Source organism: Bacillus cereus group sp. MG9 (genome assembly GCF_040459995.1).
GTDB classification, from domain to species: domain Bacteria; phylum Bacillota; class Bacilli; order Bacillales; family Bacillaceae_G; genus Bacillus_A; species Bacillus_A mycoides.
Map to the genome: position 1 here is coordinate 2,572,339 of NZ_JARVHC010000001.1, position 21,710 is coordinate 2,594,048.

Consider the following 21,710-nt stretch of genomic DNA (forward strand, 5'->3'; position numbering starts at 1 on the left):
CTCGTCCTACTAAGAGGGGAGTTTGTTTGTTTTTTGTTTAGATAATGGAATGTTCATGCTAAATTGTACACTACGTTCCATATTCTTTATAGAATACTTTATATCTAGCGTTTCAAGAATTTGTTTAACAATATATAACCCCAAACCACTTCCTCCAGTATTTCGATTCCTTGATTTTTCAATTCGATAAAATGGTTTGAAAATTTGTTGTATATTCTCTTCCTTAATATTGACACCTGTATTCATAATTTGCATTTTGATTTGCCCTTGTTTAGAATCCTCACTTAACTTTATATAGACTTTTTCATTATGTGGTGAATACATAACTGCATTATGGATAATATTTTTACATGCTTTTTCAAAAAGAACACGATCTGTATAAACAGAAAGATTAGAATCAATTTCTTTTATTATTTGGATGCTTTTTTGAGAAGCAAAAAATTCGAGATCTTTTGTGATTGTATCTATTAACTTCGAAAGATTAACTTCTTCTACTTTTAGTTTAAAGGTGTGTTGTTCTAATTTCGACATGCTTAAAATTTCACGAACTAATTGTTCCATACTTTCAATAATTTGATGATTTTTCTTTAAATATTGATCACGATTTTGATAAGGGCCAATATTGTATATCATCCCTTCTAAGTATCCTTTCATTACAGTTAGAGGGGTCTTTAATTCATGTGCTACAATCGCAAAAAACTCTCTGCGTTTTGTTTCTATTTCTCGTTCTTTTTCAATATCATTTTTTAATTGTTGATTTGCTTTTTTTAAATCAAACATAGCTTGTTGTAAGTTAATAGACATGTCATTCAAACTATTAGATAATTCTCCTAACTCATCTGTAGAGCGAACCTCAATTTTTTCGGAGAAATCTAAATTTGCCATCTTTTGTGCACCCTCATTAATATAAATAAGTGGTTTTGTAATAAACCTGGAATAGAAATAAGCACTCCCTACACCAATTATGAGTACAATGATACTAATATAGGGGAGAAAGCGTACTAAAACCTGTGAAGCTTCATCAATTGGTTGAAATGTAGCAAAGACTATAAGCGTTAAACTACCATCTTGGAATTGAATTGGTTTCGTAACGTTATATGAATTGCTAAGGGTACCTGCATTCTCGAACCGTGTGGCTCTAGTAACTACTGTTGTTTGCGAACCATTTTGAGTAAAAGAAAATGAAGGAGAGTATTTAATTATTCCCTCATTATTTTGAAGATAAAGCATCGCATTATTTTTTTTTGCATATTCATCAAAAAGTGGTATCGCATCTTGAAACGTAAGATCTTTAGATTTATCAATGATTTCTTTTATCCCTGTTTGAAGTTGATCTGTTTTGTATTGCTCATAAAACGTAGGGAGAAAGAAGTATAAAGTTAAATAAATCAATACTGCAAAGGATAACAAAATGAGAGAGGTAGTCATAAAGAGTTTATAAGTAATTTGCTTCATCTTCATGATTTTCACAATACTATTCATCAATTTTATAACCAATACCCTTTATTGTTTTAATATAAGGGATAGCTAACTTTTTACGTAGGTTTTTAATATGTGTATCAATTATTCGTGTTTCTCCAAAATAATCGTACCCCCAAACTTTTTCTACGATATTTTCTCTTGTGAGTACTTTTCTCTCATTTTGAAATAGTAGTTGTAGAATTTCAAACTCTTTTGTCGTTAATAAAATTTCAACGTCATTTACATATACTCTATATGCATCAACATCGATACGCACTTCTTTAAATACCAAATGATTATTTACATTTTTATCATAACTTCTTCTAAGTACAGCTTCGACTCGTCTAATCAAAACATGAAACGAAAAGGGTTTTGTTATATAATCATCGATTCCAAGATCGAACCCTTTCATTTGATCTTCCTCTTCTTCCAATGCAGTTAGCATAATAATTGGTACGTTTGACTGACTTCGAATCATCTTGGATACTTCAAATCCATTAAGATTGGGCATCATTACATCTAGAAGAATTAAATCAAAGGATTGCTTATTAAATTGTGTCATACCCTCTAATCCATCTGATGCGACTACCACTGTATACTGTTGTGTCATTAAAAATTGTTTAATTAATTCCTGAATTTCTTGATCGTCCTCAACCACGAGGATATGATAGTTTTTCATAATATCACCTCTGGTAGTCATTATAGCCGTACTATCTGTAGTTTATGTGGAGATAAATTAGGAGATTCCACAAGACGATTATTGTGTTAGCTCCACGTTCAATAAAATGAACATTAATATTTAAGTAAAACTAATGTATAATAATGTAAATCGGGTGTAATTTCTTGAATTGTATGAAAATATATTTTTACTTCTTTACCAAGAGGAGAAAAGGAAATGAATTTCAATATAAAAGAAGCTACTGTAATTCTAGAGCGTGTGCCACAAACTTTGGAGTTTTTTTATCTAGTTTATCAGGCGAATGGCTACATTGTAATGAAGAGGAAGGAACTTGAAATACATTCGAAGTAGTTGAGCATTTAATTGATCTGGAGAGAAACAACTGGATTCTAAGGCTAGAATTAATTCTCCTGGAAGGTAAAAATAAATCCTTTACTCTGTTTGATCGTTATTCTCACATAAATAACAACTCTCTTGGTAAACCAAAAGTTTCAAGGTACGAACTAGGGATTATTTATATATTGCGAGAAAGGTTGTGAAATTATTTGAGGGGTTATAAAGCGATGCTATTTGATTTAGATGATACGTTACTTGATAGGGATAAGGCAGTAGATAACTTGTTTTTATTAGTTTTAGAGAAGTGTTATGAGGATGTTAGTGATACAGTCAAAAACAATATGTTACAGAAATTCAAAGAATATGATAAAAGAGAATATGGCATTAGTGATAAAACAATAGTTTTAGAATCATTATTTGATGAATTCGCGCCGAAATATAGATTGCCACGCAATTATATCCAAGATTTTTGGAATGAAAACTTGCCTAAATGTTTTTCAATTGACCAAAATACTATTCTTTTCTTAAATCATATAAAGAGGCACTTTAAAGTTGGAATTATTACAAATGGCTCAACTCAGAGGCAAAAAGCTAAAATAATGAATACGGGTTTAAATGAGTATTTTGATACGATTATTATTTCTGAAGAAGTGGGATTTAGTAAACCTGATAAACGTATATTCGAACTAGCATTAAATAAGCTAAATGTACAATCAGAAGATGTACTATTTGTTGGAGATGACTTAGAAAAGGATATTGCTGGTTGTCAAAATGCAAATATAAAGGGCATATGGTTCGATCCTAATATGATTAAGAATAATACCGACACTAAACCATATGCCGAGATTACTTCTTTTGATAATTTATTAAGTTATTGTGGAGAGATAAATTTTCAAAAATAGTAAAAAGATAGATTACCCTTAATTTCATTGACCGTATGAGAAGTTTTAAAACAATATTTATTTACGAGGATATAAAGGATATTGAGCCAGGGGCAAATCATTTATGTGTGTTAATGAAGATCTACACAGCGTGTTTAATATATACTTTATAAATTATAGAGGGGTGAGACTATGGAAATAAAGAAAGTAGTAATTGGCGGAATAAATATTGCCGTCGTCAGAAACGATACAGTATTAATATCCGACGTTCAATCTGCATTAGATCTCATGGCAACAGTTCAATATGAAGTGGATTCAAAGCGGATTGCTATCAATAAATCATTAATAAGTGAAAGCTTCTTTGACTTAAAAACACGGCTTGCGGGTGATATTCTTCAAAAGTTTATAAACTACAGAGTAAAGATTGCTATTATTGGAGATTTCTCTATGTATACGAGTAAAAGCTTAAAGGATTTTATTTATGAATGTAATAAAGGTAAGGATATTTTTTTATTAGCAACTGAGCAACAAGCAATTGAAAAATTAAGCTCATTGAAATAAAGATATAAAATGTAATTCGAAAGAGGCATCCGTGAAGGTGCCTCTTATTTGTATTTTTATATAAATATGTTTTTCAAATTTAAATTTTGTACCGGTACAGTAACTGCAAATGTACATTGTTACTATATCCCTTCAAATTTACAATCAGCATATATTATTTTAATTTATAACTTATTAAGGGGTGCTGAATATGACAAAGTTACAAGATCAACTCTTTACAAGATTAAACCTTGAAAAACGTACTGAAATAAAATTTGAAGAATTAAGTACAATACTCTTTGCATTTGCCCACACAATCCCGTTTGAGAATTTAAATGTAATAGCAAGTAATGCGAATACAATTTCTATGAAAAACTTACAAGAGAAAATTTTAACTAGTTCTCGAGGTGGGCTTTGTTATGAATTAAATACTCTTTTTTACTATTTTTTAAAAGATAGTGGTTATGATGTACAACTCGCACTAGGTACCGTATATAAAAATGATATAAACGATTGGGCACTTGAAGATGGGCATATAACAATTATTTTAAATTACGAAAACGTAAGGTACTTAATTGATGTAGGTATTGCTTCATTAGTACCTCTTGTACCAGTACCGTTTACTGGCGAACTTGTTTCTTCTAAAAACGGTTCGTATCGAGTAAGACAAAAAGATACGAGTAAAGGAAACTATGTTCTAGAAAGAATAGATGTTGATGGAGAATGGAAAGTTTGTCATGCTTTTTATAAACATATTATTGATGAGACAGTAGTAAACGATGTTCAAAGAAGAGTGATAAAAGATGAGAAATCTATTTTCAATAAAGGACCCATTGCAGTAAAATTGACGAACTTTGGCCATGTCTCATTAACGAATACTAGTTTAACTGAAATTATTTATGGAGAAAAAACGAAGCGTGAAATTACAGAAAATAAATATAAAGAGCTTTTATATACTTTATTTGCTATTGAGTTGTGAATATAAAAATAGCCGGTTCTTATTCAGAATCGGCTATTTTTATTATTTTTGGTTTAAATGGTTTTCGTCTAATATGTTTCGGAAACTGCGGTATAGTTAACGTTTTTAACGTTTCCTCAGCTTTTTCATATGTATGAAAGACTGGCTCTTTTCCATTATCTCCTTGCAAAACTAGCCCTTCATCCCGGATTACATACGGCATAAAACCACTCCTTATAGTAAAAAATTATGGTCTATTGAAACAGAATGATACGATTTCAAGTTTAATTTTCTTAATAGATATAATACACTAGAACAGTATAAAGAAGTATATAAAATGAATATTGGATGCAAAGGAAGATTATATTGTCAGTTATTGATAAATTGAAACTAAATAAGTATACAAATATGGTCGTAATTAACGAACCAAGTGATTATGACATTTTCACAGGTAAAGAAACCTCATTTGCAAAAGAACATGATGCTATTTTTATTTTTGTTGAAACACTTGATGAAATGGTGAAACAAACGAATTTTATTATTAGTAATGAAGAATTACTAATTGAAAAAGGTTACGTGTTTTTCGCATATCCGAAAAAAGGTAATGCTCGTTACAGTACGTTTATTCACCGTGATGAGATGTTTCCGGCATTAAACGTTGGAGATGATGGATATGTGGGGGAAAGCGAAATTAAATTTGCGCGAATGGTAAGTATGGATGATGTCTTTACAGTTGTAGGTTTAAAACGTGAAAAGAAAAAAGCGAAGAAAACACCTGCAGCGAGTCAATGTGTTGCTGATTATGCAGACCGTATTCAAGATGTTGAAGCATTATTGGCTAATCATCCAGTTGAACTTAAGTTTTATCAAAGTTTAACTCCTGGTTATCAAAAAGATTGGGCACGTAATTTATTTTCTGTGAAACAAGAAAAAACACGCGATAAACGTCTTGAGAAAATGATTGAAATCCTTTCACAAGGCTATAAAACAATTGAATTATTCCGTAAGAAGAAAAAATAATGATTAGGAACGTCACAATGATGCAACAATTAATTACGTTGAGCACATTGAAAAAAGGATTCCTTTCAGTATACTAAAGTATGTTCTTATATTTAAATAATTAGCAAAAGAGAAAAGGTGTTTGAAATGAAATCGTATATTGTAGTTGGATCTGGAATTTTAGGGGCATCTACTGCCTATCATCTTGCTAAGGCTGGTGTGAAGGTTACTATTGTAGATCGTCAAGATTTAGGTCAAGCAACTGATGCAGCAGCAGGTATTGTCTGTCCGTGGCTGTCGCAACGTCGTAATAAAGCATGGTATAAAATCGTTAAAGGCGGTGCACGTTACTATTCTTCGTTAATTCAGCAATTAGAAGAAGACGGTGAAACGGATACAGGTTACAACCGTGTAGGTGCAATTAGTTTACATACTGATGAGAAAAAACTAGATCAAATGGAAGAGCGAGCGTATAAACGCCGTGAAGATGCACCGGAGATTGGTGAAATCACTCGCTTATCAGCTGAAGAAACGAAAAAGTTATTCCCAGCATTATCGGAAGAATATAGTTCTGTTCATATTAGTGGCGCTGCACGAGTAAATGGAAGATTATTACGCAACGCATTAATAAGCGCTGCGAAAAAACATGGTGCAACTTTCATTAAAGGTGATGCAGTATTAGTCCGTGAAGGGAATCATATTACGGGAGTTAAAGTAAATGACGAAACAATTGTAGCGGAAAAGGTAATGGTAACTGCAGGCGCATGGGCGAACGAAATCTTGAATCCATTAGGAATTAATTTCTTAGTTACGTTCCAAAAAGGACAAATTGTTCATTTGCAAATGGAAAATACAGCAACAGAAAATATGCCAGTTGTAATGCCGCCGAACGATCAATATATTTTAACATTTGACAATGGCCATGTCGTAATTGGTGCAACGCATGAGAATGATACTGGTTTCGATCACCGTGTAACAGCTGGTGGTTTACATGAAGTATTCCATAAAGCGTTAACAGTAGCGCCTGGTTTAGAAGATGGTACAATGCTTGAAACCAGAGTTGGATTCAGGCCGTTTACGCCAGGATTCTTACCTGTTATTGGCCCACTCCCTAATTTTGAAGGCATACTCATTGCAAACGGATTAGGTGCTTCAGGATTAACAGCAGGTCCATACTTAGGATCAGAACTTGCGAAACTTGCGTTAGGGCAACCGATTGAATTAGATTTAAATGATTATGATGTTGCTGGGGCAATGGAATAGTAATAAACAAAAAGATTAGGAGTGATTTCCTAATCTTTTTGTTATGTTATTTGGGCGTAACTAAGTATTTTGAGAGGTAGGAGTTCTTTTAAACAAGTGGGATCACCACATCGCTATCAAGCTAAAAAAATAAATAATATCCACAAAACGAAAATTTTTTGCCCTTTATAGCAACGAAGTACATTTTTATCGTTTGAGGTATTAGAGAAGAAAGATTGATTCGTTCAATATAGAGGCGAAAATACATATCAGAAATATAAACAATAGCCTCAAAAACTGGAGGCTATTCAATTTCACAATCTATTATGATTAATTACAATAGATAAGCTCTTTAAAGTCTGTCCCATCGCTGCATTCGTAAAATGATGAATAACATCAAAACCCTCAACTTGATGGATATTAGCGAACCGTTCCACAAATGAAATTAAAGCGATAGACGGGATCCCAATTAAAGTTTTTTAAACCTAATTGGACTTACCATTAAGAGAGCGAGGATTAATGTAATCCATGCATTGCTATATAAAAACAATCCCATACCGGCCAATGGTAATCCAGCAGCTGGAATAGGTAATCCCTTAAAATATCCAATGGTTGGTTTTACACTAAATTTAGCTAATCTTAAAGCACCCATCGTTGGGAAAAGGATAAATGCCAAAGAAGTTAAAATAGATGGTGTTGCTATCGAATGAAATAAAAGTGCAGGAGCAACTCCGAAACTAACAATATCAGCTAAGGAATCCAATTGTACACCAAACTCACTGTTCACTTTTAATTTCCTCGCAATTCTTCCATCAAGGAGATCTAAAACAGCTGAAAAGAAAATGAAAATGGAGGCTACTTCCAAATAGTCACTCATATTCATGGTAATTGAAAAAACACCGCACAATAAATTTCCAATCGTAAATAAATTGGGTACAGCTTTTACTATTTGATTGAACAAGGTTGTCCCCCCTAAGTTGATCAAACTTCACGTTTATGTAGCATTTTCTATATATTCTTCCGTTATTCTTGAAAAAATATGACCACTGTATGCTAAGTAAATTTCGGCAAGAGAAAAACCGATTTCCTGTACGTTATGTTGGTTTATAAACATGTTTGATCAAAGGTAAGTCTATTACTGCTGATTTACCTAATATAAAAAGCCTGTTTTTGAAAAAAAAGAGTTATCAAAATAGGCTCTAAACATATTTTATAGAATCACTTTTTATAAAATATGTTTGATTATTTTCGGTACGCGTTGTTGAACATTAGCACCCGATAGTTGAAGTGCCAAGTAGTCAAGCATTTTCCTCCGGTTTTAAATGTATTGTTTTTTATAAGTTTAAGATTAATTTTGTCCGTAATTTCTTTAATAAAGGTAGTCCACTGCCTAAGACTACAGGAAACATATTAATCCGATATTCATCAATCAATTCAGGTAGTTTACGAAATTCTGGTTTTCCGCCAGAAAAGATTAGTTAGATATATTAATTATATAGTGGAACAAGATCATCGTTTTATTAAGAAACATGTGCGTTCTATTTTTGGATTTAAGTCCTATAAAACAACATCTACACACTAAAAGATGCATCATATCTTCATATATTCATAAAATTAATCTGTAGTCGAAAATACGTAAAGAGCTGCAAGAATGAATTACTGAGAATACGAAGAATAAAGGAGAGAAGCTGAGTAAAAACTAAAAAAATTAGACAAAGAAAATGGAGAGATGAACTAAATGTTAAAGATCATCAAGCATTTAAAACCATTTATTGCTTCCATCATTGCAGTTGTATGTCTTTTAACTGTACAGGCAGTATGCGATCTATCACTGCCAGACTACATGTCTAACATTGTCAATGTAGGGATTCAACAAAAAGGTGTAGAAAATGCAGTACCTGAGGTTATTCGTAAAAGTGAAATGGATAAACTTACGCTCTTTATGAATGAAAATGAGAAGAAAAAAGTTGCTGATAACTATGTGCTTTTAGATAAGAACAACCTCTCTCAAAGTGAACTGAAAAATGACTTAAAAGATTATCAGCAGCTTGATAAAGAGCCACTTTATAAGTTACATACAGAAGATAAAAAAATAATTAACGAACTTAACGATATCTTTGGGAAACCAATGTTAATTACACAAGGAATTGAAAAAGGTGGCTCATCTGCTTTCTCTCCTGCTGCGACAGGTGACAACAACACACCAGCGAAACTTCCGCCAAATACAGATCCTTTTGCAGTCATTGCGAAACTTCCTCAAGATCAAATCAATGCAATGAAAGAAAAGGCAGATGAAAAGTTTAAGAATATGCCAGGCAGCATGGTAACACAATCAGCTGTTTCATACATTGAGAATGAGTATAAGAAAATCGGTATCAATACTGATAAACTTCAATCTAATTTTATCCTTACTTCCGGCGGGAAAATGCTGCTTTTATCCTTAGTAAGTATGGCAGCTACCGTTATCGTGAGTTTACTTGCTGCAAAAGTAGCTGCAGGACTCGGCAGAGACCTTAGAAAGAAAGTATTCCGGAAAGTTACAAACTTCTCGAATGCGGAGTTTGATAAGTTTTCCACTGCATCTCTAATCACAAGAAGTACAAATGATATCCAACAAGTTCAAACACTTATGGTTATGATGCTTCGCATTGTATTCTATGCACCAATTTTAGGTATCGGCGGCATTATTAAAGTACTTACTACAGACCTTTCAATGGGATGGATTATCGCAGTTGCGGTAATTGCGATTTTAAGCCTAGTCATTGGTTTATTTAGCATCGCGATCCCTAAGTTTAAGTGTATCCAAAAGTTAGTAGATAAAATTAACTTAATCACTCGTGAATCTTTAACCGGTATGCTCGTTATTCGTGCTTTTAATACTCAAAAACATGAAGAAAAGAAATTTGAAAAAGGAAATCAAGATTTAACAAAAACAAATTTATTTGTAAGCCGTTTAATGTCATTTATGATGCCAATGATGATGTTTATCATGAATGCCGTTACTGTACTTATTATTTGGGTTGGATCACACCAAGTGGATATGGGACATATGCAAGTTGGTGATTTGATGGCATTTATGCAATATACAATGCAAATCATCATGGCCTTCTTAATGATTTCAATGGTATCTATTATGGTTCCACGTGCTTCAGTTTCCGCACAACGTATCGCAGAAGTTTTAGATACTGACATTACCATTAGTGATGTAAAAGAGCCGAAAACATTTGCTTCAGACAAGAAAGGTTACGTTGAATTTAAAAATGTTGGCTTTAGATACCCAGGTGCAGAAGAAGATGTGCTTTCCAATATCACCTTTACTGCAAAACCTGGTGAAACGACAGCTTTCATCGGAAGTACAGGTAGTGGTAAATCAACATTAATCAACTTAATTCCACGCTTTTACGATGTCACAAGCGGCCAAATATTAATAGATGGCACGGATATTAGAGAAGTATCTCAGAAGGAATTAAGAGAGAAAATTGGTTATGTACCGCAAAAAGGAGTTCTCTTCTCAGGTACAATCGAGAGTAATTTGAAATACGGTAAAAAAGAAGCGACTGAAGAAGAACTCGAAAAAGCGGCGGAAATCGCGCAAGCTATGGAGTTTATTAACGCGAAGCCTGAAAGCTTCCGCACAGAAATATCACAAGGTGGTACGAACGTTTCCGGTGGTCAAAAACAAAGACTTTCTATTGCGCGTGCTCTTACGAAAAAATCGGAAATCTTCATATTCGATGATAGTTTCTCAGCTCTTGACTTTAAGACAGACGCAGCATTGCGCAGAGCTTTAAACAATGAGATTACAGGAAGTACTATTTTACTTATTGCCCAAAGAATCAGTACAATCATGAATGCCGATAAGATTATTGTACTTGACGAAGGAAAAATAATTGGAACTGGTACTCATGAAGAGCTTATGGAAAACTGTGAAGTTTATAAGCAAATTGCTTTATCACAACTTTCAAGAGAGGAGTTGTCATCATGAGTGATAGAAAAATAGAAAATAGAAAACAAAGCGGCCCTGGTCCTGGCGGTGGCGGTCCTATGGGCGGCGGCATGAGAAAGATTGAGAAAGCAAAAAACTTCAAAGGAACGATGAATAAACTCCTTCAATACTTGAAGCCCTATAAATTATCAATCTTAATCGTTATCCTTTTCGCAATCGGCAGTGCAGCCTTTACAATCGTTGGTCCAAAAATTTTAGGAAACGCGACAACAAAACTTTTCGAAGGACTCGTAAGCAAAGTATCAGGAGCACCCGGTGCGGCCATTGACTTTACCTATATCGGAAACATTGTCATTTTACTCCTTGGATTATATATACTGAGCACTGTGTTTGGTATTATCCAGGGGTACATTATTTCTGGAGTAGCTCAAAAAGTATCTTATAACTTCAGAAAAGAAATCGATGAAAAAATTAACCGTATGCCGCTGAAATACTTTGATAAAACAACGCACGGCGAAGTATTATCGAGAATTACAAATGACGTAGATACGGTGAGCCAAACTTTAAACCAAAGTATGTCGCAAATCATCACATCCGTTATTACAATCATCGGTGTACTTATCATGATGTTATCAATCAGCTGGCAAATGACATTAGTGGCGCTTTTAATATTGCCAGTATCGATGATTCTCATCATGGCAGTCGTAAAACGATCACAAAAATACTTCAAATCCCAGCAAGAATATTTAGGACACGTAAACGGTCAGGTCGAAGAAATTTATAGTGGTCACAATATCGTAAAAGCCTTCAACAAAGAAGAAGAAGAAGTGAAAAAATTCGAAAAGGTAAATGATACCCTTTACCATTCCGCATGGAAATCTCAATTTTTATCTGGAATGATGATGCCGATTATGACATTTATCGGTAATATCGGTTACGTCGCTGTATCTATTTTAGGTGGATGGCTTGCGGTAAAGAGAACCATCGCAGTTGGAGACATTTTAGCTTTTGTGCAATATGTTAGAAGCTTTACGCAACCAATCGCTCAAGTAGCACAAATCGCGAACGTACTTCAATCTACTGCAGCTGCTGCAGAAAGAGTCTTCGAATTTTTAGAAGAAGAAGAGGAAGTGCCAGAAGCAGAAAATCCAGTGAAGCTGCAAAAAGTTCAAGGAGAAGTTACCTTCCAAGATGTTCAATTTGGATACAATCCAGATAAGATCATCATCAATAATTTCTCATCTAACATTAAACCTGGACAAAAGGTAGCAATCGTCGGACCAACCGGAGCTGGTAAAACAACGATTGTAAAACTGTTAATGCGTTTCTATGACATAAACAGCGGTGCAATATGTATCGACGGTCACGATATAAAAGACTTCACGCGAGAAGACCTGCGCAACATGTTTGGTATGGTACTTCAAGACACTTGGCTATTTAACGGCTCCATCATGGAAAATATACGTTACGGTAGACTCGATGCTACAGACGAAGAAGTAATTGAAGCAGCGAAAGCAGCTCACGTTCACAACTTCGTAAAAACATTACCAAATAAATATCAAATGGAACTAAACGAAGAAGCAAGCAACGTATCCCAAGGACAAAAGCAACTACTAACAATTGCACGTGCCCTTATAGCGGATCCGAAAATATTAATACTCGATGAAGCAACAAGCTCCATTGACACTCGTACAGAAGTACTGATTCAAAAAGCGATGGAAAACCTTATGGAAGGTAGAACAAGCTTCATTATCGCTCATAGATTATCAACAATACGTGATGCAGATTTAATCCTTGTCATGAAAGACGGAGATATTGTAGAACAAGGTAATCATGAAGAGTTATTGAAAGCTGATGGTTTCTATGCTTCGCTTTATAATAGTCAGTTTGAAGGTGCGGATGCTTCTTGAGTTAGTAGGTGAAAGTCCATTTAAATAACTAAACCCACGAAGAAAATGCATTTTCTTCGTGGGTTTTTATTATTTTTAAGGTTCTGTTACAAAATTTTAAAAAGTAAGCTAGACTTTTGCAAAACAGAGTGAGGAGCATGATAAATGGGATGTTTTAAAGGGAAACAATTTAAAAAGAACATTAGAAGATTAATTAATACATTCTTGTAATGTTTTAGTGTTTCTCCTCCTTCTCTTGTTTTATGAATATCTCCAAAGATAAGGAGCATTTCTTCCCGATTAATTGTTGCACAACGGATAACCGGTTTAATTAAAGGGAATTATCAAAAAGGGTACTATAAAATAGAACAAGCCAAAGAAATAGATAAGGAGTGAGCAAGCGATGGACAACATGATTAATACGGGCAGCTTTGGTTTACAAAGGGGACCTGATCCAAAAACGGTTGGCCAGTATTTGTTCGATTGCCTGAAACTCGAGGGCATTACCGAAATTTTTGGTGTCGCAGGGGACTATAATTTTACACTTCTTGATACTTTGGAGTGTTATAACGGCATCCGTTTTATAGAAGGACGAAATGAACTAAACTCGGGCTACGCTGCAGATGGCTATGCAAGAATCAAAGGAATATCGGCTCTTATTACGACATTTGGGGTCGGGGAGCTCAGTGCATGCAATGCGATAGCGGGAGCCAACAGCGAGCATGTGCCAATTATACACATTGTGGGTGCGCCTCCTGAGAAGGATCAAAAAGAGCATAAGCTTATGCATCACACCTTAATTGATGGGAATTTTGACGTTTTTCGCAAGGTGTATGAGCAGATTACGGCATATACCGCGGTGCTTACGCCGGAAAATGCCAAGATTGAAATTCAGACTGCGATTCGCATTGCTAAGGAAAAGAAAAAGCCGGTATACCTGGTTGTGGCTAATGATTTAGTGACCAAGCCGATTAAAGTCTGGGCAGAACCGGTACCACCACGTCCAACATCCAACTCGAATACCCTTCAGGCTGCAGTGAATCATGTCCGTCCGCTTTTGGAACGTGCCCAACGACCGGTTATCCTGGTGGATGTGAAAACGATGCGATTCGGCCTTCAGACAGCGACTCAGCAGCTAGCCGATGCAATGAATGTGCCTGTTGTAACGATGATTTACGGGAAGGGTGGATTCGACGAGAACCATCCAAATTATATCGGAATGTATTTAGGCTCTTTCGGGAGGACTGAAGTCCAAAGTACAGTGGAGAATGCAGATTGTATCATTGCGATTGGTATGGTATGGGCGGATACAAACACCGCAAGTTTTACCGCAAAGCTGAACCCACTGATAACTGTCAATATTCAACCAGATATAGTTAAAATCGCTGAGGCGGAATATCCGAATGTTCTTGCAGCCGACATGCTACTTGCCGTTCAGAAGGTGAATTATAAGGGCAAAGGTTTGACAAAAAAATTGTCATTCCCTTATGAGCAATTCACAACTACTACCGACGGACCTCTAATGGCTGACGGCTATTATCCGCGTTTTCAGCGTATGCTGAAAGAGGGTGATATTGTAATCGCCGAGACCGGAACGTTCTATTATGGAATGGGAGAGGTAAGACTGCCGGGCAATGTAACATATATTGGACAAGGTGGATGGCAGTCCATCGGTTACGCAATCCCTTCGGCGTTTGGTGCTATTATGGCCGCGCCGGAACGCCGAGTATTGGTGTTTACAGGTGACGGTGCCCTGCAGCTAACGGTACAGGAAATCAGTTCTATGCTCTATTACGGCTGCAAGCCCATAATCTTTGTCTTGAACAACGATGGTTATACAATTGAGAAATATTTAAATGTCAAAACAGAGGATCAAAAGTACAACCAAATCCCTCGATGGTCTTACACCAAGCTGGCCGAAGTTTTTGGAGGTAACGCGTTTACCGTTACGGTCCGGACCTATGGAGAGCTTGATCAGGCTATAATCCATGCTGAAAAGGAAAGCGCCGAAAGACTCTGTATAATTGAAATGATCGCAGGGAATCGAATGGACGCACCTGAATATATGCGACGGATGCGCAGTTATATGGAGAAGCAGGAAATGCAGCGCAGTCAGAAATAGTATCCAATTCTCTAGTCCCTAATTGGATACTAATTGAACAGTGCTAATCATATTCTTTTAATAAAACGCAATTAAAGGGGTGTAAAGTGAGTTGACAAAAGTTAAGGTTAGTTTACGGCCCATTGCAAGTAAGTTCAATTTACCTACTGTTTTGAAAACAACTATACTACCAGGTGACTCAATTGAAAGGTTATTTATTGCAACCCAGGTAGGAGAAATCTTTTACATAGGAGACGGAGTTATAAGGACTTTTTTAGATATTCGCCCGCGAATTATCAAATTAGGCACGTTTGAAGAAGGTGTCTCTAGTAGCGGTTATGATGAACGCGGATTGCTAGGACTAGCGTTTCATCCACAATTTTATCAAAACGGTTTATTTTACCTTCATTATTCAGTAGCTGGCACTCAAGGTCCGGGTGCCCTTTCTGAACCTTTTAAACCTAATCCGTGTGATCCGAAAACTTTAAACTTAAAGTGGGTAAATAGAGATACTCAATATGATCATATTGATACGGTTGAGGAATGGATTTTACAATCACATAGTCAACCTCAAAAACGACGGACATTACTTAACATAAGAAGGCCCTTTTTTAATCATAACGGAGTCAATAGTTTAAACTTTTCACCTGAGAGTGGAAAACTTGTTTTTACAAATGGAGATGGTGGATCGGGTTATGATCCATTTAATTTAAGCCAGGATGATTTAGAAATAGCGGGTAAAATAATTGAAATTGATGTAAGTAAAAATACATTCATAAATAACCCTCCAGTAGTTACACGCTTTAATGAGTTTCCTTTATCTATACAAGAAACACTTACAGTAATTGCGAAAGGAGTTCGGAATATAACAGGTATTTCATTTCAAAGGTTTTATAATCAGTATATCAAATATGCTGGAAATGTCGGGCAGGATATTGTAGAGTCTGTTTTTTCGTTTGTTCATTATAAACCCATACCGGTTGCCGAACTTGTTCAAACGCATTTAATGAGATCCACTCCCAATCAAGATGGATTTATTAATTTTGGTTGGCGAGGATGGGAAGGAGAATTTCCTACTTCTTTTATAAGGCACTGTTCTGAGAACCCTACTTTGGATGAGAGAACAATGGCTTATTATAATGAAACAATAGAAACATCAGTGAGGCGCATACAGCCCCTAATTAGTTATTTTCATAAAGATTCCAGAGCAGATAAGTTTGGAGGAACCTCACTTACAGGAGTACAACCATATATGGGAACTACAATTCCTAGTTTAACTGGTAGTATCGTGTTTACTGATCTTGCTAAGAAAGAAGAATTTCAATCTCCAGTAAAGGGAGTGTTAGCTTTTACTAGAGCAGCTCTAGACGGGAAACGTAAGGATTTTCATGTTATTGAAACCACTTATGATTTTGGGACTCAAGCAGCTTATTATGTTAGTTTAGGAACAAACTTAGATCAAACTAGATTATATTTAGGAGTTTATGGTTCTATGAAAGTAACTGAATTTAACAAAGGTACTATTTTTGAAATTGTTCCATGATACGGTATAAACTCTTAGTCTAAAAATATATGGAATTCATACTTTTTCAAACGCACGACTTAGCGCCTCTTAAAAAACCTTCTATGGATAAACATCTATTGTATAGTGATTCCTAACAAGCAGAAAGTAAAACATAACCAATAAGTATTTGAATAAAAATAGAAAGTGGTGAATTAAGTCTCTTTAGGGGGGAATTTGATGAATCGCTTTAGAAGCTATTGGTATCAATGGATGATAGAGCAGGATGCGAATTTTGTTCATAAAAGAAAGGTGACGCCTGCAAGTAGGTTAGTCATTACAGCATTACTCGGTTCATTTGCTGCTATTTTTCAATCTGCGGGGAACTTAATCCCTGGAATTGGGTTATTTATTAGTCCTTTCGCGACGCTACCGATTTTTCTGGCTATTTGTTATTCTATTCGTGAGGGAGTACTTTCTTATATTCTTACTATTTTCCTACTATTCATTATTGAGCCAAGTGAACTAATTGTCTTTCCCTTTACTACAGGCTTATTAGGTATAGCGTTAGGAGTATCCTTTTTACAATTCAAGAGGAGGATTTGGGTAATTTCCTTTTCAGCGATATGTCTACTTATAGGAATTATGATCATTCTCGATATCTTCCGTTTTCCTGTACTTGGTCCTAGTATTCATACGACTATGGATATAAAAGTTATTACATTAATATTTATACTGAGTTTTTTATACTGCTGGATCTATGCAGAGTTGTGTAGAATAATAATGAATAGAGTATATAAAGTATGGTCTTAGCAATTGCATAAAATCTTTTTGAACAAATACACTTTCTCATATATTTTTAAAAATTGGAGATGTAAGCCATGTATAACATTGAAATTAGAAGGCCGAATTCGAATGATTTAGATGAATTACATTTGTTTTTTCGTCTTGTTATTACTAATACATTTAAAAACGAAGGGTTATCACATCTATTAGATGACATAGAAAATGAAATTAACTCGAAAAAGAAATATTTAAAAAATGATTTTGATAGTAATGGAGAAAATCGTTACTTTTTATTAGCGATAGATACAAGTAACGATAAAATCATTGGAACGATTGAAATCGGTCCAGCAAGTGCATTGATTAATAGTTGTACAGACGGTGTACTTAAGGATTTGTATGAAATAGGAACTGTATTTATACTTCCGGAGTATCAAAGAAAAGGTATAGGGAGTTTACTACTAAATACAATGTATCTTACATTACTTAGCAGAGGAATAACCGAATGCTGTTTAGATAGTGGATACAAAAAAGCACAAAGTATATGGACAAAAAAGTTTGGAAAACCTAGTTATGTGCTGAAGGATTATTGGGGCGAATCAAACGATCATATGATTTGGAAAAAAAGTTTACATGATATACCTATAATATTTGAATTATAAAATGAAATATCTCTCTTAACATAGCTTTTCTTACATACTTATGCTATTATTTATCTTTATAATAAAAGAGGACGTGAATGAACTTGATTAAAATTAATATTCCTGAAGCTGATGTTTCCATTACTGAACGTAACCAAGTTATTAAAGGAGACGAGCCATTAATTACTCCAATTAACGGTTTTATCGATTTCCACTTGTTCCCTAGAGATAAAGGCGGCATTTTTATGTTTTACAATATTAATGACGAACTTCTTTTCGTAGGTAAAGCTCGTAAAATTAGACAACGTATTAAAAAGCATTTTGAAGATAATGTTTCACCAATCAAAAATAATCGTGATGAAGTATACCGTATCGATGCATGTATCGTAGAAGATCCAACTGAAAGAGAAATTTACGAAACATACATCATTAATAAGTACAAAGCGAAATATAACGTTGATAAAGTGTTTTATAAATAAACAACATTAGCGAAATGAAACAATCCTAGTACATACACTAGGATTGTTTTTATTTATATAGCTTTGTAATTTTTGTCCGTAATGATTTTCCTCGCATTTGTTCCTCCTTATAAGGGAATAGATTATTTAATCGGCAGAATTTTTTCGTATTTTAAAGTAATGAGCGGCAATTAAACAAAGTACCCCTATAAATAACATAATAATTCCAAAAGTTTTATGCTTTCCTTCGAAGAAAGGTATGTCTGTAATTACATTTGTCATACATAAGCCTAAGAACACAAGAATTGGTCCAATCCAAAGTAATATGTTGCCTAATTTTGTATGTTTCTCCATGTAAAACCTCCTTTTTTACATATATATCCATCTTTATCGCAATCCATAACTTCTAAATAAAGGTTAAAGTAAATCCCCAAGAGAAATATATTTTCTTTCATAACAAAAATTAAAGCATCATATATTGGTACAAGCAAATGAGAAAGGAGATCATCATGAATTGGCTAGAAGCTTTTATTTTAGGAATTATTCAAGGGCTGACAGAGTTTTTACCTATAAGCAGTACAGGTCACCTATATTTAGGGCGACATATTTTTCAGTTAGATGAGGCAGGTTTGTTTTTAGATACGATGCTGCATATAGGGACGTTACTTGCGGTGTTTATTTATTATAGAAAAGAATTTATTTATTTAATAAAAAATCCATTTTCAAAGCTTATGCTATTACTTATTGTCGGGACGATACCTGCGGTTGTAATCGGCTTATTATTTAAAGACTTTTTTGAAGATATTTCAAAAACAGGTATAACAATAGGTTGGGAGTTTTTAGTGACGGGTTTATTTCTTTATATGGCCGATAAACAAAAGAACGGTCGTAAAAAAATGAATGATATTACATATAAAGATGCATTCATAATTGGTTCATTTCAAGCAGTAGCTATATTTCCAGCAATTTCCCGTTCTGGAATGACAATTGTCGCTGCATTATGGAGAAAGTTAGACCGTGAAACAGCGGCGTACTTTTCCTTTTTATTATCAACACCAGCTATTGTCGGAGCTATCATCTTGCAATTTGCAGATGTTTTTCAAGGGAAAGCTGAATCTATTTCTAGTACATCATTAATTGTCGGAACATTATCAGCAGCGTTCTTTGGTTACATAGCAGTTTCATGGATGATCCAATATTTAAAACGTCATTCTTTAAAAGTATTCGCGTATTACGTATGGGGATTAGGTATTTTAATTTTAATGTTGCAATTCACACAGGTGTTTTAAATATAATTATCAAGGAATTATTAGTTAAGATCCTGTTCCATTCATACACGACAGGATCTCTTTTCATTAAGGGGGAAAAAATGTTTACTAAGGCTATTGTTATTGGTGGAAGTATCGCAGGAAAACTCGCCGCAAAGGCTTTATCAAATACGTTTGAAGAAGTAATCATTGTAGAAGCTGGTGAAGAATGGGATGGAAAAGGCCCGCGAAAAAGAGTTCCGCAAAGTAATCATCCGCATGTGTTATTAAAAGGCGGCGAAGAAGCACTTGAGGAGTTGTTTCCTAACATTACTAATGAATTAATTGAAGCAGGTAGCATCGTAAATAATTTTACTCGCGATTTAAAATGGCATCAGTTCGGCCTATGGAAGCAGCCTTTCAAAGGCGAAATAAATATGATTCAACAAAGTCGTCTTCTGTTAGAATCGCATATTCAAAAACGAATTGAACAAGTTTCAAATGTTACTTCGAAGTATGAAATGTTGGTTGAAGGATTACTAGTAGATAACAAGCTTAATAAAGTCTATGGAATAAGAGCTAAATGTTTGAAAACAGGAATGAAAGAAGAATTTCATGCAGATCTTGTTGTTGATGCAAGTGGATTTGGTTCGAAAAGTATAGATTGGTTACAAGAATACAATTTCGAAGTACAAGAAGAGAAAGTAAGAATTGATTTGTTTTACGCAACTAGAATGTTTAGGCTCAAAGAAAAAGAGAAATTAGACTGCTGTAATATGCTTATGTCTCCAAGTTTTCCTGAGAATCCTTATGGTGTTCTAATTCAAACGATTGAAGATGATCGTTATTTTGTTACTTTTAGTGGATATGCAAATGAAAAAGCACCGCAAACAGATGATGAATTTTATGATTTTGCTGAAAACCTATCAATCACTAATGTTACAGAGTTTCTAAACAAATCTGAGGCGATTACCGATATAAAAACGTACAAAATTCCATATCAAGTACGCAGGCGATTTGATCTAGTTAATAATTTGCCTGAAGGATTGTTAGTAGTTGGAGATGCGCATTGTCGTTTTGATCCAGTTTTCGGACAAGGTGTTTCAGTTGCAGCTATGGAAGCTCACCAATTACAACTAATTCTTCAAGGGAGAAAAAGGCTTGATAAAATATTAACTCGAGAGTTTTATAGGAAGACTGCTATGATTATCAAAACACCTTGGGAAATGACCACAACGGAGATAGCACGTCATCCTAAGTTACAGAAAGAATTAACTACGAAACAAAAATTTCAGCAATGGTATACGAAACAAATATATCAACTTTCTGCAAGTGATTCTGATATTTATATTCGGTTAGTCAGAGTTATGAACTTAATTCGTAGTCCATTTCATCTTTTTCATCCTAGAGTATTACTTACTGTATTACTCAGACGAAAGAAATAGCAGGAAAATTATCGTTTAAAAAAGAATGTATAACAGTTAGTAAATCAAGAAGGGGTAAACGGGATGGAAATATACATAGAACAATTAAAGAATCAAGACGCTGAAGATTTATTTAATTTTGAACTCACGAACAAATCATTTTTTGAAACAATGGTACCAAGTCGTGGCTCTAATTATTACGTGTATGAATACTTTCAAAAGCAACTTGCCGAACTATTAAAAGAACAAACTGAGGGGAGTTCTTATTTTCATCTCATACGTAATACAGAAAAAGAAATTGTAGGACGTATCAATTTAGTTGATGTAGATAAGGAAAAACGAATTGGGTCGTTAGGCTACCGAGTTGGAGAGGGTTTTACAAAAAAAGGAGTTGCAGCAGCATCTGTAAAATTGATTTTGGCTCAAGCAAGAGTCTATGAAATTAATGAAATACATGCTATGACAACAACAAATAACATAGCTTCACAAATTGTATTAGAAAAGAACGGATTTTCTCGTGAAAAGGAAGCGGAGACAACTACTGTAGATTTAAACGGGGAAAACGTAAATTTCGTACATTATATTTGGAGGACTACTAAGGGTTAAAAATAATAGGGAGGGACA

Annotated in this window: 21 protein-coding genes and 1 pseudogene; 17 read left to right on the top strand and 5 right to left on the bottom strand. The window is 34.5% G+C overall.

Features of this window, described 5'->3' with window-relative positions:
* Positions 1-9 precede the first annotated feature (9 nt).
* Complete coding sequence (locus QCI77_RS13040) at positions 10-1,482, bottom strand: sensor histidine kinase (RefSeq protein WP_113769489.1); 1,473 nt, start codon at positions 1,480-1,482, stop codon at positions 10-12.
* Positions 1,475-2,140, bottom strand: a complete 666-nt coding sequence (locus QCI77_RS13045) for a response regulator transcription factor (RefSeq protein WP_000800741.1) — start codon at positions 2,138-2,140, stop codon at positions 1,475-1,477. Before QCI77_RS13045 ends, QCI77_RS13040 begins: the two co-directional genes overlap by 8 nt.
* Before the next feature lie 216 nt (positions 2,141-2,356).
* Between QCI77_RS13045 and QCI77_RS30935 the strand changes: the two genes are divergently transcribed.
* From QCI77_RS30935 to QCI77_RS13065, 4 genes are all read left to right on the top strand, one after another.
* The gene (locus QCI77_RS30935; RefSeq protein WP_002141907.1) at positions 2,357-2,491 is read left to right on the top strand and encodes a hypothetical protein; all 135 of its coding nucleotides are present in this window, start codon (positions 2,357-2,359) and stop codon (positions 2,489-2,491) included.
* 212 nt (positions 2,492-2,703) lie between these two features.
* Positions 2,704-3,378 (top strand): HAD family hydrolase, encoded by a 675-nt coding sequence (locus QCI77_RS13055; protein ID WP_353825771.1) that lies wholly within the window; start codon positions 2,704-2,706, stop codon positions 3,376-3,378.
* A 171-nt stretch (positions 3,379-3,549) separates the two neighbouring features.
* Positions 3,550-3,918, top strand: coding sequence for a DUF4180 domain-containing protein (locus QCI77_RS13060; protein ID WP_002141909.1), 369 nt, complete (start codon positions 3,550-3,552; stop codon positions 3,916-3,918).
* Positions 3,919-4,108: 190 nt separating this feature from the next.
* Positions 4,109-4,876, top strand: coding sequence for an arylamine N-acetyltransferase family protein (locus tag QCI77_RS13065; RefSeq protein WP_002141910.1), 768 nt, complete (start codon positions 4,109-4,111; stop codon positions 4,874-4,876).
* A gap of 19 nt (positions 4,877-4,895) precedes the next feature.
* Here QCI77_RS13065 and QCI77_RS13070 read toward each other — a convergent pair whose 3' ends face one another.
* Positions 4,896-5,078 carry a hypothetical protein gene (locus QCI77_RS13070; RefSeq protein ID WP_002141911.1) on the bottom strand — a complete coding sequence of 61 codons (183 nt, stop codon included), beginning with the start codon at positions 5,076-5,078 and terminating at the stop codon, positions 4,896-4,898.
* A gap of 143 nt (positions 5,079-5,221) precedes the next feature.
* Between QCI77_RS13070 and QCI77_RS13075 the strand changes: the two genes are divergently transcribed.
* Positions 5,222-5,875, top strand: a complete 654-nt coding sequence (locus QCI77_RS13075) for a YdeI/OmpD-associated family protein (RefSeq protein WP_353825011.1) — start codon at positions 5,222-5,224, stop codon at positions 5,873-5,875.
* A 126-nt stretch (positions 5,876-6,001) separates the two neighbouring features.
* The gene (locus QCI77_RS13080; RefSeq protein WP_326997894.1) at positions 6,002-7,117 is read left to right on the top strand and encodes an NAD(P)/FAD-dependent oxidoreductase; all 1,116 of its coding nucleotides are present in this window, start codon (positions 6,002-6,004) and stop codon (positions 7,115-7,117) included.
* A 448-nt stretch (positions 7,118-7,565) separates the two neighbouring features.
* Here the strand turns inward: QCI77_RS13080 and pssA are convergent, their stop codons facing one another.
* Positions 7,566-8,057 (bottom strand): CDP-diacylglycerol--serine O-phosphatidyltransferase, encoded by a 492-nt coding sequence (gene pssA / locus QCI77_RS13085; protein ID WP_113769491.1) that lies wholly within the window; start codon positions 8,055-8,057, stop codon positions 7,566-7,568.
* 510 nt (positions 8,058-8,567) lie between these two features.
* On the opposite strand from pssA, the pseudogene QCI77_RS13090 reads away from it, so the two are divergent.
* The 8 genes and pseudogenes from QCI77_RS13090 to QCI77_RS13125 form a co-directional block, all read left to right on the top strand.
* Positions 8,568-8,672: pseudogene (locus tag QCI77_RS13090) on the top strand (IS6 family transposase); the annotation flags it as partial.
* 162 nt (positions 8,673-8,834) lie between these two features.
* Positions 8,835-11,081 carry an ABC transporter ATP-binding protein gene (locus QCI77_RS13095; protein WP_353825012.1) on the top strand — a complete coding sequence of 749 codons (2,247 nt, stop codon included), beginning with the start codon at positions 8,835-8,837 and terminating at the stop codon, positions 11,079-11,081.
* Positions 11,078-12,952: an ABC transporter ATP-binding protein gene (locus tag QCI77_RS13100; RefSeq protein ID WP_002165711.1), complete on the top strand. Its 1,875-nt coding sequence runs from the start codon at positions 11,078-11,080 to the stop codon at positions 12,950-12,952. Before QCI77_RS13095 ends, QCI77_RS13100 begins: the two co-directional genes overlap by 4 nt.
* Before the next feature lie 382 nt (positions 12,953-13,334).
* Positions 13,335-15,053, top strand: coding sequence for an alpha-keto acid decarboxylase family protein (locus QCI77_RS13105; RefSeq protein ID WP_353825013.1), 1,719 nt, complete (start codon positions 13,335-13,337; stop codon positions 15,051-15,053).
* Positions 15,054-15,144: 91 nt separating this feature from the next.
* The gene (locus tag QCI77_RS13110; protein ID WP_353825014.1) at positions 15,145-16,575 is read left to right on the top strand and encodes a PQQ-dependent sugar dehydrogenase; all 1,431 of its coding nucleotides are present in this window, start codon (positions 15,145-15,147) and stop codon (positions 16,573-16,575) included.
* A gap of 198 nt (positions 16,576-16,773) precedes the next feature.
* A complete protein-coding gene (locus QCI77_RS13115; RefSeq protein WP_002189725.1) occupies positions 16,774-17,346 on the top strand; it encodes a YybS family protein in 573 nt (190 codons plus the stop codon).
* Between the two features lie 68 nt (positions 17,347-17,414).
* Positions 17,415-17,978, top strand: a complete 564-nt coding sequence (locus QCI77_RS13120; RefSeq protein WP_002141923.1) for a GNAT family N-acetyltransferase — start codon at positions 17,415-17,417, stop codon at positions 17,976-17,978.
* Positions 17,979-18,055: 77 nt separating this feature from the next.
* A complete protein-coding gene (locus QCI77_RS13125; RefSeq protein WP_002013261.1) occupies positions 18,056-18,436 on the top strand; it encodes a nucleotide excision repair endonuclease in 381 nt (126 codons plus the stop codon).
* Between the two features lie 126 nt (positions 18,437-18,562).
* Here the strand turns inward: QCI77_RS13125 and QCI77_RS13130 are convergent, their stop codons facing one another.
* Positions 18,563-18,769, bottom strand: a complete 207-nt coding sequence (locus QCI77_RS13130) for a hypothetical protein (RefSeq protein WP_002127593.1) — start codon at positions 18,767-18,769, stop codon at positions 18,563-18,565.
* Between the two features lie 155 nt (positions 18,770-18,924).
* On the opposite strand from QCI77_RS13130, the gene QCI77_RS13135 reads away from it, so the two are divergent.
* The 3 genes from QCI77_RS13135 (at position 18,925) to QCI77_RS13145 (ending at position 21,692) form a co-directional block, all read left to right on the top strand.
* Positions 18,925-19,704, top strand: coding sequence for an undecaprenyl-diphosphate phosphatase (locus QCI77_RS13135; RefSeq protein ID WP_002013258.1), 780 nt, complete (start codon positions 18,925-18,927; stop codon positions 19,702-19,704).
* Between the two features lie 80 nt (positions 19,705-19,784).
* Positions 19,785-21,107 carry an FAD-dependent oxidoreductase gene (locus QCI77_RS13140; protein WP_002032359.1) on the top strand — a complete coding sequence of 441 codons (1,323 nt, stop codon included), beginning with the start codon at positions 19,785-19,787 and terminating at the stop codon, positions 21,105-21,107.
* 63 nt (positions 21,108-21,170) lie between these two features.
* Positions 21,171-21,692, top strand: a complete 522-nt coding sequence (locus tag QCI77_RS13145; RefSeq protein WP_113769495.1) for a GNAT family N-acetyltransferase — start codon at positions 21,171-21,173, stop codon at positions 21,690-21,692.
* Positions 21,693-21,710: the final 18 nt, after the last annotated feature.